We start from the raw sequence: 15,710 nt of genomic DNA, 5'->3' as shown, positions 1-15,710 counted from the left end.
CGTGCTCCTTCAATATGCCTATGATCTGTTCTTCGGAAAACCGGTTGCGCTTCATCTCTGGTCCTTCTCGTCGGGCCAGAGCCTACTTCAACCTGGATTAATTCACTGGGGCAACGTCACAATTTTTGGAAGTCATATGGTGGCTCCATTTTTAATAAATTGATGAATTGCGTGGAGTTAATCTTCACAGGTAAGGGATCTTCTAACTTTTTCAAAGTCGTCAATTGACATTCCTGGTGACACTTCCGGAACAGATATTTGCATAAGTCCAGTATCTTTTGTGAAGAGGAACATGTATTCATCCTCGTGGTTGGTGCGTACATATTCGGGCCCGGACAGAATTTCTAGGTTATTCAGACCAAGCCCCATCAATATTCCTGCGCGTATGCACGATCGCCCCTGATACCTTGCCTGTTTTGGATTCACCTCCACCAAAGTGCGCATAACACGATTTTTCCGGATGTGCCTTATGACGCGGCAACCAGGTACAGTCGACACATGCATATTTGTCTCGCGCGTGGTGAGTTCGCTCCAGTTCTTGGATAAGTCGTCTCGTGAACTAACAATCAAAATGTTTGCATCATCAATTCTAATTCCGGAGGGTGATTTATCTGGAATGGTCTTATAAATAATTTTTGGCGGATGAAATATGGAAATTACTTGGAATTCAAAATTTATCTCCGAGTCACTGTAAATTTCTAAATTGCTTAACACGGTGATTGTTTTTCTATTCGTGTTTTTATCTTTGGTGTACATATCATCTGGAGCGCGATTAATAGTATTTAGCCCGTTCTTGATGTCAAAAATAGCTGGGTATAGTTCCAAAATGGATTTTTCTTTTGAAAAGAAGGGGTAGCACTTAGATTTAGATTCGCCAGAATAAGCTAAATCTGGTACCAGAATGACCAAAGATAAGATAACTAGGAGCGGTTTAGCTAGCGCGTCAATGCGCACGAGGTAAAGGAGGTTATTCTGCAATGTCACCACTCCTTAACACAGAATTTTCCGTCCGCCATCGGTTCAAGGACTTGAACTGCTTGCCTTCAAATTTTTTTCGCATTTTTGATCATTTCGTCCTGCCCTCCACGGGGCGCTAAAGTCGATCAGCCACAGATCTTCGCCCGACTTCCAGTTGGCTACTAGGACCAGGCGATGGGTGTCTTTGTCGATGATGCGTTCCGCAGGTTCCTCGCCAAGGGAGGCCTAGCTGGCAAAGCCGACCGGCATGTGATTGTGTTGCCAAAACCGGAACTGGTTTAGCACAATCGGCGGAAGGAAGAACCAACCACTCGATGTCGGTTACCATCAGGTGCTTCTACATCGGCGAACGGCATTTCAATCAACAGACATGATCAACAGGTTTGATAAGAACAAAATTCTGCTTCACATTCTCGATTGTAGGTCGGGGGCTCTGATGAGCACGGGAGGCGATATTTAAGTTCTTCTGCGGCGTGAATCTGTTTTGGGTTTTTTATTCTGTTTGAATACGTATTTTGCGAGTAGTTCATTTTGTGCAATATGTCATTTTAACTTTGCCCGTCGGTTGATGCGTTTCTGCTGTGTGTGGGAGTTCAATGCCGGCCTACACAGGCGCTGATCGGAACCTTGCATCGCAGAAGCAGCCCCTCATTCCTTATCAGAGGTACAACTATTCAGTGTGTCGATTGCATTTAGCATACGACTTGTAAACCCGGAAAGTCGGTCATGCACTTGCGGTGTCTGAGGATGTCGTCGGTTCGGGTTTGGTGGGACTGCTTGAACAGCGGATCCGCACCGCGGGCCCTCTCGCGATTGATTGTCTGTCATCCGCAATTCCGAGTGCCGAGTGCGAGGCGGACAATATACTTGCAACGGTAAGCTGCCCCCCCTGTCGATGAGTTTGTAGGGCGAATTGGCATGATGCCGAACAACGGGGAGGAGGGGCTCATCTTGCCGTCTTTTGGCGTTCAAGGATTTCGAGCATCCGTTGGCGCGCTGCCGGCGGGAGATCGTCAGGAAGGTCGGCTTCGGTTGCCGGCGTGTCGCCGACCTGGATCAGCATGACCATCCCCATTGTGTAGTGCTGTGAACACTTGATGCCCCAAACGCCTTCCTGGGGCAGTGTTACCGTGATCTCTTCAAACGAACGTCGTTGCCCCTTCGGGGATCATGCCGTCGATGGTTGCCGCATTGTGGCCCGGAGATGCTGCGGCGAACCTGACAGTCTCTCCGGGCTGGACGAATATATAGTCGGGCTCGAACGGCATGGCGCCTGTCCGGTTGCGGTCTAGCATTTTCACTTCGTGGGTTTCGGCGAACGCCTGTGTCGCCAGAAGGACGAGAAGCAATGTCAGTCGCGTTGGCATGGGATGCTCCCTCAGGAGAGGCGTTGAAACGAGAAGACCGGGAGACCACCTGAGGGATGCGGAATGAGCTCGGCGTGAATGCGGAACACGTCTCGGACAAGGGCGGGCGTCAGCACCTCCGCCGGTGGCTCCAGGGCAATGCAACGGCCACTTTCCATGACCTGACGCCGATCGCAGCGTAGTGCGTGCTGCAGGTCATGAAGCGTGACCACGGTCGTCACCGCCAGGCTCGACGCAAGATCCGGAATTGCGAGCTGATGATGCACGTCGAGATGGTTTGTCGGTTTGTCCTGCCGCAGGATCTCGGGCCGCTGCGCATGGGCCCTGGCAATGTGCGCGGGCTGCCGTTCTCCGACGGAAAGCTTGGACCAGTCGCGCTTGGCCAAGCGGTCCACCGACACTGCGCCCAAGGCATTCGTCACGGCGAGGTCATCCTCGCAACTCCACCGGCGCAGCGAGCCCACCCAGGGGGTACGTCCGAGCTCCACCGCATCCCGTACCGTGATCCGCTCGCCCGTGTCGGAAGCCTGTTCGACGAGCGCGAGGCGTTGGGCGATTTCGCGCCGCCGCATCCGGGCCATCGACCGGCCCTGCAGGCGCACCTCACCTTCCGTAGGGGCGCGAAGGTAGGCCATCAGGCTGAGCAGCGTGGATTTTCAGGACCCATTGGGGCCGATCAGGCCCAGCGTTTCTCGTCGCTTCAGTCGAAGGTCGATAAAGGAGACAATCGATCGGTCCCGCGTAGCCCAGCTGACACCGGAGAACTCGAGTTCAGGACTGTCGTTCATCTCTGCCGCCCTCGGACCATGATCAGACCGAAGGCCGGTGCGCCGACCAGTGCCATGATAACCCCGATCGGCAGAACCTGACCGGGGATAACGATCCGCGAGACAACGTCGGACAGAACCAGGAACACCGCTCCGGCCAGCGTTTTCGCGGGGACAAGCCGGGTATGACGTGGGCCGACCAGGAGGCGCATCGCATGTGGAATGACCAGTCCCACGAAGCCGATCGCGCCGGCAATCGAGACAACGATTGCCGTCATGAAGGCAGCGGTCGCGATGAGGATGGCCTGCGCACGACGTACGTCGATGCGGAGCGAGGCGGCACTGTCAGAGCCGAACGTGAAGGTATCGAGCGTTCGCGCGTGCCAGAGGGATATCGCGATCCCGAGAAAGGCCATCGGCAGGGCCAGCTGTACATCTGGCCAGCGTACGTCGGAGAGGTTGCCGAGCAGCCAGAACATTATGCCGCGCGCCTGTTCCGCGCTGGCGGACTGAGCAATGATCAACGCCGTGAGAGCATTGAACATCTGCAATCCCGCAATGCCGGCGAGAATGATGATGCCGGTGCCCCGAACGCCGACCCCTCCGCAGGCCGCTTTCGCCACTACCGCAACAAGCGCGAAGGCGGCCAGCGCCCCGACAAATGCGCCTGCCGACATGCTGATGACGCCAGCTCCCACCCCCGCCAAGGTGACCGTGACAGCTCCGGTGTGCGCGCCGGTCGAGATACCTAGAAAGGTATGGCTCGGCCGGCGGATTGCGCAGCGGCGCCTGTAGGATCATCCGGACAGCGCAGCCCGGCTCCACCGCTGGCCGCGACAACGGCCCTGGGCAGGCGATAGTGCCAGATGACGCTGGCCTGAATGGGGTCGAGCGTCTGGTCGGAAAATCCGAGCTTTGCCGAAAGCACCTGGAGAACGGTCGAGAGCGGGATACGCGTTTCGCCAACAACCGTGGCAAGGAGAAGCGCAGCGGCCAGCAATGGGGTAGCCAGCCACAGCCATCTCACGGAGCGGATCGCTGCGCTGCCCGTCCTTGGGCGAGACCGTATCAGGACAGGGCTTGCGCCAACGCCTCAAGCGCGAATATGGAGCGCACCGACGGATCTATCGCGTTGGCGTCTATGACGATGATACGCCCTTCCTTCACGGCGTCCATTTCCCGCGTCAGAGGGTCGCTCGCGAGAAACGCCCGCTTGACCGCGATGTCATCGGCCGGCAAGCGGCGGCGTTCCATATCTGCCGCGACGATGAAGGCTGGGTCGGCGGTTGCAATCGTTTCCCAGCCCACTGTCGGCCATTCCTCGCGGGAGGTTACGGCGTTCGAGACACCCAGGGTGGAGAGCATCCAGCCGGGAACCGCATTGACGCCGGCGACATAGGGATCGATCGCGAGATCCGCGGACGAATACCAGAACACACCGGTGATGGGTGATCCGCACCGTATTCCCTTTTCATCCGCGCTCAATTGGCGGAACTTTGACACGTTTCTTTTAGGCGGGAGGGTGTTCGGAGAGGCAAGGGCCTTCATCTTCTGGTTGAAAAGGCTTGCGGGGATGCGCATTTCGCGATGCGCGTCAACTTCTGCCCGGCTGGCCTCGCGAGTATGAGGGGGGACGCGTCCAGTATCTCGCTGGCCCAAAAACTGTTCAGAAAAGAGAAACAAACCGATGCTGGGAAAGGCAGGAGTTGGAAGTCGTCCAAATTCACCAGCAAGAGCTCGCTGTGCCGGTAGATAAGGCGACTAGGAACGGCGTCGACAATACCGCGTTTCTATCTGGATTCACGGGAAAGTCAGGAAATATGCTTAAATGTCTTCAAATAATGGTCGGAGTGGCAGGATTTGAACCTGCGACCCCCTCGTCCCGAACGAGGTGCGCTACCAGGCTGCGCTACACTCCGACATTTTCAGAAAACCTGCCGTGTCGAGCGTCGCCGCCGCAGGCATTTCGTCTGTGTGGCGGGTTATTAGCACCATGATTTTGCGACTGCAAGCCCGACGTTGCCTCGAAATTGAATCAGCCTGTGGATGACAGGCGTTGTCGCCGGTAGGCGCTTGTTCGCGCCGTTGGGGAAGGTGGCCATGACAATGCCGTGCTTGCGTCTCCGATGGCTGCTGGCTATACAGGCGACCGCAAACGGTGGGGCGTCGCCAAGTGGTAAGGCAACGGTTTTTGGTACCGTCATGCGCAGGTTCGAATCCTGCCGCCCCAGCCAGTTTCCGAGCGCTGCCTCGGCCGGAGTTTCCACCGATGGCTTTGCCGGCATCGCGCCCTTAATTCCGTTTTATTGCGACATGAATTCGCTGTTGCAGATTTCCTGCTGCGATTGCAGGGGTTTTCTTTCATATTTAAATGAATATTTTCGGTAAATTGCGTAAATCTGCGGGTTTTTGATTTTCTGCGTCAGTATTCATTTTTTCGGGGATATCCTGGAACGCAGCGGCAGTGCGGCCTTCGGAGAGATTTTCGCGCGGGAATTTTGGGTCTCGCTTTTATGCATTTGATTTCAAAGGATTATTTTAATCTTCGTGCGATTGGCTGTTGTGGTTTGTTTTTTAAAAACCCTACGGAAGGGCTGGCAAAAATTAGTCGAATCTCAAGAAATATAGGGGACACTTGTTTTCGGAATTGAATAGAGGCCCCCCCAGATGTCGAAAACAGAAATTGAGCAAGTCGGGCGTCGCGTCTCCTTTGCCTGCATTACCGATGAAACCAGAGACTGCCTTCGCGCGCTCTGGCCTGTGGTGGAAGCGCATCTGGACGACATTTTGCGTCGCTTTTACAAGCACGTCATGTCCGAGCCTGCGTTGAAGAATCTGGTCGGCAGCCGACAAGCCTCGCTGGAGAGCGCGCAGAAAGCCCATTGGGGGCGTCTGTTTCACGCCGCGTTCGACCAGGAATATGTCGACAGCATCAACCGGATCGGGCGGGCTCACGTCCGTATCGGCCTCGAGCCGCGCTGGTACATCGCCGGCTATCAGTTTGTCCTGAACGAACTTGTCGCGATCGTGGTGCGAAAGTACCGCTTGTCGCCGAAGCGCCTGACGGTGACGATCCAGGCGATGAACCGTGCAGTCATGCTCGATCTCGACTATGCGATCTCTACCTATCAAGAGATTCTGATGGAGGCGCAGGAGAACCGGACCAAGACCCTGAAGGAAGCTGTCGACCGCTTCCAGGTCAAGGTGGATGGTGCGCTGCAGGCCGTCGGCAATACCGCCGATCAGGTCGGCGCCGGCGCCGGAAATCTGAAGGCTGTGGCAAACGCCGCGTCGGAGGAGGCCCTGTCCGCCTCTGCAGTGTCCGAGCAGACCAGTTGCAACGTCCAGACGGTTGCGGCCGCGGCCGAGGAGCTCGCCAGCTCGATCGTCGAGATCGCGCGTCAGATCTCCGGAGCTTCCGACGTTGCCCGCCGCGCCACCGGAATCACGGACAACGCCTCTTCCGAGGTCGGCCTGCTCTCGGTCACCGCCCAGAAGATCGGCGATGTGATCGGCCTGATCCAGGCGATTGCCGAGCAGACCAACCTGCTGGCGCTGAACGCCACCATCGAGGCGGCGCGCGCCGGCGAGGCGGGACGCGGTTTCGCCATCGTCGCGCAGGAGGTGAAGCAGCTGGCCGGCCAGACCTCCAAGGCAACCGAGGACATCGCCAAGCAGGTGTCGGAGGTGCAGGCCGCGACGACGCGCGCGGTTGCCACCATCGGGTCGATTGCCTCGACTGTGGGCGAGATCGACAGTCTTACCGCTGCAATTGCAGCCGCGGTCGAGGAGCAGGGTGCGGCGACGCGCGAGATCTCGATCAACGTGCAGCAGGCGGCCCAAGGAACCTCCACTCTCAACCGCAATGTCTCAAGTGTGAGCGATGCGATCGAGAAGACGGAGGGTGCGGCCACAAGTTTCCTTGTAGTCTCGTCCGACCTTCAGGGGCACGCCAAGTCCATCACTAAGGATATCCGCGACTTCTTCTCCGATATTCGACGGTTGCAGGGCGAGGACACGAAAGTGCACGTGGCCTGAGGCGATTGCCCGGGGCAGTCAGTTCGACAAAAAAAGACCACCCGCCGCGAGTATCGCGTGCGGGTGGCCGATCCTTCTGAATTTCCTCCCAAAAGCATCTACTGAAAACCCGTTGCCCGTCGAATGCGCAATTCCAGCGCTGCGTCGTCGGGCGATTCTGCTTCCCACAATTCTGGCGGCTTGCTCCGTGCCCAAAGCGATGACGGGCACCTTCCGCAAGCCCCCCGTTCCAGCCTCTTGTGCTGGTGGCGGGAAAAACGGGCCGGGGGAAATTCCCCGGCCCAGTTGGGTCACGTGTGAGCTGAAACCGAAAAGGCTTCCAAAGCTCGCCGTGCATCGAAACGGACGCCTCTCAACGAGGCCGGCCTCGACCTTGCCGTTCGATGGCACCTGTGCGGGGTTGGCCGAGCGGCCGACCCAAGAACGCGTCGTTCCTCCTGAAGGAGAAGGCAACAAACTGATTCATATGTCTTTTATGACTGCGGGGCCGGTCTCCCCGCGGTCGCATAGGCGCTTGTAGTCGATACCGATTGCAACAATTTCTTGTTATTCGGATGCAACACCAATTAGCGTTATCTGTCCGTGATTTTCTCAGCCTTGGGTGGAAGGGCGCATTTGGCAGGTGCGCCGCCCGACCGGGATGAGGCAACGTCGACCGGGTGTTCCAGGCTCGCGGCGAATTACGGGCGGCGGGGGGAAATAGCTTGGAAGACCGGCGAACCAGACGCGCGCAGGACGCGCCGTCGCGCTCTGAAACCGCTCGCAGTGGGCCGGTGCTCGATGTCGTCGTGCTTGGCGCTCCCCGGTTTGCCGTTGACGGAATTCCGGTCACCTTCCGCTCGCGCAAGGCCGAGGGGCTGCTGGCGCGCCTGTGCCTGTCGCCGGACGGCCACTTGCCGCGAGAAGCCGCAGCCAATCTGTTCTGGGAAGACAGTTCGGAGCACCACGCGCGGTCCTCGCTGCGTCAGACGCTGCTGATCCTCCGGCGCAATCTCGAAACCCTCGGTTTCGACGGACTGTCGAGCGACAAGCAGGCGATCGCCGTCGACCTGGCGCGGGTCAGAACGGACGTCGATGTCCTGCTCAAGCCGGGAGACAGGTTGCCTCCACGCCTGCTGCACGAGAGGCGGCTGTCCGAGCGGTTGTTCGAGGGAGGGGAGGTGCTGGCGGAACCGTTCACCGCATGGCTGCGGGTGCGGCGACAACAGTTGCACGACGAGTTGCGCGGCCTGCTGGAACCTCGCATCGCGGCGGTCGACGGCGACTTGAGTCGGGTCGAGGATGCGGCCCTCGCGCTTCTCAATCTGGATCCGACTCACGAACCGGCCTGCCGTGCCTTCATCAGGGCGCGTGCCGCGAACGGGGACTATGCGACGGCGCTTCGCGCCTACGAAGACCTCTGGAATGTCCTGGAGGAGGAATTCGACACCCAACCCTCCAGCGAGACCCAGGCGCTGATCGTCGAGATCAAGCTCGGGCGCTTCCCCGAACACTTCGATCTTGCGTCGGAGGCGACCGCCTCCGGGCAGCCGGGGTTCGCGGAGGCTCCCGCCGCCGCGCCTCTTCCTCCTGCGCGGCCGGCTGGCCGGTCTTCCGCCGGCCGTAGCGCTGACGGGCATCTTGTCGTGGTGGTCGATCCGGTGAGCGCGGTGATGCGCGCCGGCGGCGACGGACCGCTCGCGGAGATCTTCCGCTACGACCTCGTTGCCCGCCTCCTTCGCTTTCGCGAGTGGACGGTGATCGACACGGTGGATGACGAGTTGGAACGCTCGAGCATCCCTGTCTACCGCATCGGCGTCGCAGCCATGCGCGCCGAGGGCCGGGCTGCCTATACGGTGACCGTGAAGAACCACAGGACGGGCCACTATGTCTGGGGGCGGACTTCGGAAGTGCCTCTTGATGTCCTGATGTCGCGCCAGCTTTCGCTGCTCGGCGAGATCGCCATGGCCACCAATGCCCATATCTCGGCCGAGCGGCTTCAGGAACTGGCAAACCTGCCGGACGCGGAACTCGATGTTTACGACCGGCTGCTTCGCGGGCGCGGACTGCTGAATTCCATGCGTATCGAGGATTCGCTGCGTGCCGAGGCGGTCTTCAGCGCGTTGATCGAGGAACATCCGCGCTACGCTCCGGCTTACTCGGGCCTCGCCCAGGTTATCAATGCACGTCACCTGGTGTTTCCGGGCACGAGCTACTCCCATCGCTCGTTGGAGCGCGCGAGCGCACTTGCGGGAACCGCGCTCGGCCTCGATCCGTTCGATTGCCGCGCCCATTCCTGTTTTTCCTGGAGCGCCGCCTTGCAACGCCGGTTCGGCATTGCCGAACGCCATCACCGAAAGGCGCTCGATCTGAACGACAGCGACCCCTGGGTCGCATTGTCCGCTGCCTATGGCCTGGCCTGCAACGGGCATTCGGCGGAGGCGCTCAGCACCGCGCTTCGGGTGCGCGACCGCGGGCTTCCTTTTTCTCCGCTGCAGTGGAGCCTCTTCGCGGGAACTATGGTCTTGTGCGGGGAGGGAGCTGCGGCTGTGCGGGCCCAGGAAAAGGCGCATGGCGCCTGTCTCATCGGCGATGCCTGGCATCTGGCCGCGCTGGTCATGACGGGCGGCGTCGAGGGCGCGCGGCAGCAGGGGGAGCGCCTGTGCAAGCGTATCCGCGATCGATGGGTGCTGCCGAGCCGGCCGGAGAACGCGGATATCTTTCGTTGGATCGGAAACTGTCTTCCCATCGGTTCGCCCGAGGTCTGGGCGTCCCTGCGCGACAATCTCGCCCGGGCAGGCATCGTTCTTCCCGATGATCTCGCCCCAACGGATCCGCGGCAGCAGCCGTGAGGCGCCGCTTGGCGCCGGCGCGCCGCACCGGGGCGGTGCGTATGGTGAGAACTACCATTGCCTGAACGCTCTCAGGGCGGCGAATTGACGTTGGCATGTCAATTTTATTCGGGCTCTTCTGGCGTATACTTGCCTTCGCGCAAGCTGTTGGCCTTGCCGGGCGGCATGCCTTCTCGGGCACGATTTCGGGAGTTGGCTTGCGATCAGGGCATCGGCGCGCGGAGGAAACGCATGGCTTTATAGCCAAACTGGGAATTTCGGCTTCCGGGGTAATCCGGTAGAAACATGGATGGCTCGTCTCGAGACCCGCGCCAGGCGCTGGTCCTTGCTGACCGCACGAGAAAGCGGGCGTCCGCCGACAGGGGTGGTTTTTGAAGGGGATGACAGCGAACCGGCCCAAGGTCTTGCTGGTCGAGGACACACGTGCCCTCGCCGAGACCTATCGCGCCTATCTCGAGCCGCAGGACGTCGAGGTCCTGATCGCGCCTGACTGCGCCAGCGCCCTGGAGGCGGTCGAGGAGGCATGTCCTTCGGTCATCGTCATCGATGTCAACCTTCCCGACGGGAATGGCCTCGACCTGATGCGCGACATCAAGCGCCGCCGGGCGGCTTGTGAAGTTGTGCTCGTCACCGGTCAAGCGTCTGTCAAAATGGCCGTGGAGGCCATGCGCGAGGGGGCCTACGACTTTATCATGAAGCCGTTTTCCGCCGAGCGGCTGAGGGTCACCTTGCGCAATGCTCTCGACCGGGTGTGCATGGCTCACCGCATCGAGGAACTGGCTGCGGAGGCCGACGAAAGCGAGGAGCCGGACCGTCTGGCCGGCATGATCGGCCGTTCGCGCGCCATGCGCACCGTCTATCGCATCCTGCACAATGCCGCCCCCACCAACGCCACGATCTTCATCACCGGAGAGAGCGGAACGGGGAAGGAGCTGTGTGCCGCCGCGATCCATGGCATGAGCCGCAGGGCCAAGGGGCCGATGATCACGATCAATTGCGCGGCCATTCCGAAGGGAATGCTCGAAAGCGAGATCTTCGGCCATGGCCGCGGCGCTTTCACCGGTGCTGTGTCGGACAGGCTGGGAGCGATGTTGTCCGCCGACGGTGGGACGCTGTTTCTCGACGAGATTTGCGAGATGGACCTCGAGCTGCAGTCGAAGATGCTGCGCGTTCTCCAGGAGCGCTCGGTGCAGCGGGTGGGCGAGGATGCCGTGCGGCCGGTCGATGTGCGCATCGTCTGCGCCACCAACCGCAATCCCCAGGTCGAGGTCGAGGAAGGGCGTTTTCGCGAGGACCTTTTCTACCGCCTGCATGTGGTTCCGGTAGAGCTGCCTCCCTTGCGCGAACGTGAGGACGACGTACTGCTGATCGCGCGGGAGTTTCTGGCCGCCTTTTCGGCGGAGGATGACAAGCGGTTTCGCAGCTTCAGCGAAAGCTGCGAGCAGGCCCTGCTTGCCTGCGACTGGCCAGGCAACATCCGGCAGCTGCAAAACGCCATCCGCCGGGCCGTCGTCCTCAACGATGGCGAGGTCATGGATGAAACCATGCTGCCCGCCCTGGTCAGAGAGGCAGCGAGGGCCGTCGTCGCTCCGCTGGCCACCCTGCAGTCGGCCGGCGCGCCGCCCATCGTCGATGCGGAGCTGTCAGGCCTGTCCGCCCGGCATGCCATCGAACCGCTGGAAACGGTCATTCGCCGCACCATCGAACGCGCCATCGAGCAATGCGGTGGCAACATCCCACGCGCCGCCCAGGCGCTTCGGGTCAGTCCCTCGACGATCTATCGGCGTATCCAGATGTGGAGCGAGCGGGAGACCGGCGACGCACCGTCGTCCTGAGCCGACTGCCGGCGCGCGGCATGGTGATTACGACGAGCGACCGCATGGACTCGACTCGCGCGGTCCCTCATGTGTCCTCGGCTGCCGCGTCTTCCACTGCCTGCGCGTTCATCGCCTGGCGCTCGCGGACCATCACGCTCATCTGCGTCTGCAGATCTGGATCCCGGCGCAACAGTTCGCGGAAGTCGGAGCGCGTCAGCACCAGCAGATGACAATATCCGAGGGCGTGAACGTCCGCAGTCCGCAGCCCGCCAGTCAGGAGCGCGATCTCGCCGAAGACGTCGCCGCGGCCGAGGCGGATGCGCTGTTGCCCGGTGACCACCTCTACCGCGCCGGAGGAGATGAAATAGGCCGTGTCGCCGTGCTCCCCCTTGCGGATGATGGTCTCTCCGGGAACGGCAAAGCGCGGCTGCATCAGCTTCGAGATCGCGTGGACGCGCTCCGGCGAGAGATCGTGGAAGAGGGGGAGCTGGCCGGCAAGCTCCTCGGTATGCATGCCGAGGTCCAGCTTCGGACGGCGGTCGGCATGGGCGCGCTGATGGTGCGCGGTCTGTGCAAGATTGGAGAACAGCTCCGCGCCGATCAGGTTCTGCGAGAACAGCGTGCGGTATCCGTCCTCCTCGATGCGCAGGGCCGCCTTTTGCAGGAAACGCTGGTCGAGACTGTCGGCGTAGTCGGGATACTGGAGCCTGAGCGCCTCGAGCGCGGTCACGGTCGCTTCGCGCCGATGCAGCAGGATCTCCGTGAGGATCTCCGTCACACGGTGACCGAGCAGCGGCTCGATCTTCTCGCCGGTGAAGGCCAGCAACTCGTCGAGTACGATGCGTTTCAGCAGCAGCATCTCGTAGCGGTCGGCGAGCAGGCGGGCGAGCCAGCGGTCGTACATCAGACGCCGCTGGCACCATTGCGCCATCCGCATTGTCGCGGGGAAGGCGAGCGCGTCACGCGCGGCGCGGTTGTACTCGATGCGTCCGCCGGAGCGCGCGGCATCGCCGATCCGTCCGATCTTCGCGAGCATGACCTCCGCCGTGTGGCTTGAGGCGGTACGCTGGAGCAGGTGGCGCAGGACGATCTCGCGTTCCCGGTTCGACAGCGCGACCAGTCCGAGCGTGACCCGGTCTCTGTCGAGGATCTCGGCCGCGCCACTGGCCCCTTCCGCTTCGTTCGACAGGCGCTGGCGGTAGGGACGATCGACGTTTTCGGCGATCTCGGGAGCCATGCCATAGCTCTTGGCGGCACGAGAGATGCCCTCTCGCACCTCCGCCAGGGCGAGGGCGAGCACCTGAGAGCGCAGCGCCACGTCGATGGGGGCGAGCTTGTCGAGGCCGAAGATGCGGATGAGGGGTTTCAGTGTCGTGCCGTAGACGAGCAGCGTGAACAACACGAAACCGGTGGCAAGAACGGCGACGAAGCGCTGAACCTGCGGATCGATCGCCGCGTTCTCGGTGACGCCGAGCGCCAGCGTCAGGGTGATCGCGCCGCGCATGCCGCCCCACAGCATGACGGTCTTGAACGGTGTGCTCACCGGTTGCGACAGCTTCAACGCGGACATCAATGGCAACAGTCCGAAGAGCACGACGCCGCGTGCGACCAGCGCGGAGACGATGACGATGACAAGCAGACCGAGGTCCGACCAGCCGACATCGACCAGCAGTTTGGGGATCAGGATCGAGGCGAGCATGAAGATCAGCGACGAGGCCCAGAAGGCGATCTGGTTCCAGACGTCGTTGAGGTAAGTCCAGCCGTCGGGGCTCACACGCGTCGGTCCGACCAGATTGATGACGATGCCCGCAGCCACGACCGCGACGACACCGGAAACGCCTGCCACATGCTCGGCAAGCACATAGACGAGGTAGGGCAGCGCCACGCTCAACGTGACCTGCGCCAGGCGGAACTCGCGCACGACAGGCAGCAGGCGGACGAGCGTCTGGGCACCCAGATAGCCGAGTGTCAGGCCTCCGAGCAGGCTCCAGCCGAAGATTGACAATCCGTCGAGCACACTCGGCGTCTGGCCGCCAGTGAGAACGCCGAGCAGGATGACGAAAAGCGCGATCGCCGCCGCATCGTTGAGAAGGCTCTCACCCTCGACCAACCGCCCGAGGCGGGCCGGCGCGCCGATGTCGCGGAAGATGGCCACGACGGCGACGGGATCGGTCGTGGCGACGATGGAGCCGAGCAGCAGGCAGGCAACCAGGGAGAGACCGGCGAACGGGGCAAGGGCCGCGCCGATGAAGACTGTCGCCACCAGCACCGCCACCACCGCCATGGCGAAGATGACGCCTGCATCCTCCGCCATGCGCCGCACGTCGAGCGTCAGCGTGGTCTGGAACAGCAGCACCGGCAGGAACAGGTTCAAAATGCCGCTCGAGTTAAGCGGCAGATTGACGAAAACGCTCGCGATCTCGTTGAAAACGTCTGTGCGCGGCGTGTGGTAGAGCCAGGCCGAAGCAGCTCCGATGCCAACGCCGACCACGGCGAGAAGCACGGACGCCGCCAGCCCGAGACGTCGTGCAAGCGGTTCGATCAGCGATATGACGACAAGAAGGCCGGCTATGGCGGCGATGAAAAGTGGCGCTTGCATGGACCTCCTATCGGACCGCTCTGCGGCAAATCGATGGTGCGTCGGTCAAGCGTCGGCCCCTTTGCCTTGTGTCGTGGGCTTTCGGCGGGTGCGTTCCGAAAGCGCGATGCCGACCAGAACAAGGACGAGCGCCGCTGCGTGATAAAGATGGAATGGCTCGCCCAAAAGCCCCACCGCGAGCAGTGAAGAGAATATCGGAACGAGGTTGATAAAGACACCCGCACGTCCGGGCCCGATCAGTTCCACACCGCGCATGAAGAAGATCTGCGCGATGAAGGACGGAAAGATGGCGATATAGGCGACGATAAGCCAGCCCTTGGCGGTCGGCCATTGCACCGTGCCCTGGATGATCTCCGAAGCGACGACCGGAACCGACGAGATCGCCGCGACGACCGAGAGTGCGGCGAAGAACACCATCCCGGACACCGCCGGCCGGTTGCGCAGCAGGATCGCGTAGAGCGCGTAGAGCAGACAGGCGACGATCATCAGCCCGTCGCCCGGGTTGATCTGAAGGGCGGCGAGCCGGGCGAGATTGCCCTGGCTGGCGATCAGGGCGACGCCGGAAAGCGTGACCAGCGCTCCGACGATCTGCAGAACGCCGATGGGGGAGCGCAGGATGATGAAGGCCCCGATCAGGACGAAGACCGGCAGCGCGCCCTGGATGATGCCGAGATTGACCGCGGTCGTGCTGTGGGCAGCGACATAGAAAAGGGAGTTGAAGGCGGTGAAACCGCAAACACCCATCGCCACGATCATCGGCAGGTGACGCCGCAGCAAGGGCATCTCGGCGCGCAATTGCCGCCCATAGAGAACGAGCATCAGACCCGACACCGCTATCCAGCGCAGGAACACCACCGCAAGCGGCGAGACCTCGCCGATCACCAGCCGTCCCGCGACCGCGTTACCGCCCCAGAACAGCGTCGTGAGGAAGAGCAGCACGAGCGGCTGGGCGTAGAAGCGGGCGGTGAGGGACGTGCCTGACTGGGACATGGCGAATTGCGACCGGGTTTCTCGAGGAGGCGCAAGCGGATCGGCCGGCACCCCGGCGGTTCCAGGCCCTCGTCTTGGGGGATGCCCGCGCATCGGGCAACGTGAGGAGGAGGGGGCAGGCCGTGCGGCAGGTCCCCGGTTGCCATATCGTATGACCAATCGCCACGGGCGATGCAAGTCGGCCCGGTGTCTTGGCGCGCGTGATTTTTTCTCCTGTGGAGGAAGTCTTTTCGATTTGTGACGGATTGACCGGTAGGCGCTCTTTCTTCGATGATGCGCAAAACCGGATGCCGTGACCAATGGCATCCGCCGCGAAGCGCCCG

General features: G+C 61.2%; 9 protein-coding genes, 2 tRNA genes and 1 pseudogene. 4 read left to right on the top strand and 8 right to left on the bottom strand.

The window, feature by feature from the left end; translation table 11 throughout:
* Window positions 1-177: 177 nt before the first annotated feature.
* The 6 genes and pseudogenes from ACSLUQ_RS10375 to ACSLUQ_RS10350 form a co-directional block, all read right to left on the bottom strand.
* A complete protein-coding gene (locus ACSLUQ_RS10375; RefSeq protein ID WP_461808451.1) occupies window positions 178-978 on the bottom strand; it encodes a hypothetical protein in 801 nt (266 codons plus the stop codon).
* Window positions 979-2,117: 1,139 nt separating this feature from the next.
* A complete protein-coding gene (locus tag ACSLUQ_RS10370) occupies window positions 2,118-2,345 on the bottom strand; it encodes a plastocyanin/azurin family copper-binding protein (RefSeq protein WP_461808450.1) in 228 nt (75 codons plus the stop codon).
* An 11-nt stretch (window positions 2,346-2,356) separates the two neighbouring features.
* Window positions 2,357-2,992 carry an ABC transporter ATP-binding protein gene (locus ACSLUQ_RS10365; RefSeq protein WP_461808493.1) on the bottom strand — a complete coding sequence of 212 codons (636 nt, stop codon included), beginning with the start codon at window positions 2,990-2,992 and terminating at the stop codon, window positions 2,357-2,359.
* 137 nt (window positions 2,993-3,129) lie between these two features.
* Window positions 3,130-4,181, bottom strand: a pseudogene (locus ACSLUQ_RS10360) (FecCD family ABC transporter permease).
* Window positions 4,181-4,693, bottom strand: coding sequence for an ABC transporter substrate-binding protein (locus tag ACSLUQ_RS10355; RefSeq protein WP_461808449.1), 513 nt, complete (start codon window positions 4,691-4,693; stop codon window positions 4,181-4,183). The pseudogene ACSLUQ_RS10360 and the gene ACSLUQ_RS10355 overlap by 1 nt, the downstream one beginning before the upstream one ends.
* A 261-nt stretch (window positions 4,694-4,954) precedes the next feature.
* Window positions 4,955-5,031: transfer RNA gene (locus tag ACSLUQ_RS10350), tRNA-Pro, on the bottom strand.
* Window positions 5,032-5,271: 240 nt separating this feature from the next.
* On the opposite strand from ACSLUQ_RS10350, the gene ACSLUQ_RS10345 reads away from it, so the two are divergent.
* The 4 genes from ACSLUQ_RS10345 (at window position 5,272) to ACSLUQ_RS10330 (ending at window position 11,816) form a co-directional block, all read left to right on the top strand.
* Window positions 5,272-5,346: transfer RNA gene (locus ACSLUQ_RS10345), tRNA-Gln, on the top strand.
* A 433-nt stretch (window positions 5,347-5,779) separates the two neighbouring features.
* The gene (locus ACSLUQ_RS10340) at window positions 5,780-7,150 is read left to right on the top strand and encodes a protoglobin domain-containing protein (RefSeq protein WP_417773761.1); all 1,371 of its coding nucleotides are present in this window, start codon (window positions 5,780-5,782) and stop codon (window positions 7,148-7,150) included.
* Between the two features lie 704 nt (window positions 7,151-7,854).
* Window positions 7,855-9,981 (top strand): AfsR/SARP family transcriptional regulator, encoded by a 2,127-nt coding sequence (locus tag ACSLUQ_RS10335; protein WP_461808448.1) that lies wholly within the window; start codon window positions 7,855-7,857, stop codon window positions 9,979-9,981.
* A 380-nt stretch (window positions 9,982-10,361) separates the two neighbouring features.
* On the top strand, window positions 10,362-11,816 hold the full coding sequence (locus tag ACSLUQ_RS10330) for a sigma-54-dependent transcriptional regulator (protein WP_461808447.1): 1,455 nt from the start codon (window positions 10,362-10,364) through the stop codon (window positions 11,814-11,816).
* A 67-nt stretch (window positions 11,817-11,883) separates the two neighbouring features.
* Here the strand turns inward: ACSLUQ_RS10330 and ACSLUQ_RS10325 are convergent, their stop codons facing one another.
* Together ACSLUQ_RS10325 and ACSLUQ_RS10320 are read right to left on the bottom strand one after the other, a co-directional pair.
* Window positions 11,884-14,397, bottom strand: coding sequence for a cation:proton antiporter (locus tag ACSLUQ_RS10325; protein ID WP_417773758.1), 2,514 nt, complete (start codon window positions 14,395-14,397; stop codon window positions 11,884-11,886).
* A gap of 45 nt (window positions 14,398-14,442) precedes the next feature.
* Entirely contained in the window at window positions 14,443-15,387 is a 945-nt protein-coding gene (locus ACSLUQ_RS10320; RefSeq protein ID WP_417773757.1) for a DMT family transporter, read from the bottom strand.
* Between the last annotated feature and the right edge of the window lie 323 nt (window positions 15,388-15,710).

The organism is Stappia sp. ICDLI1TA098 (assembly GCF_054880955.1).
The sequence above is the reverse complement of the archived record's forward strand: the minus strand, read 5'-3'. Positions and strand labels throughout refer to the sequence as shown.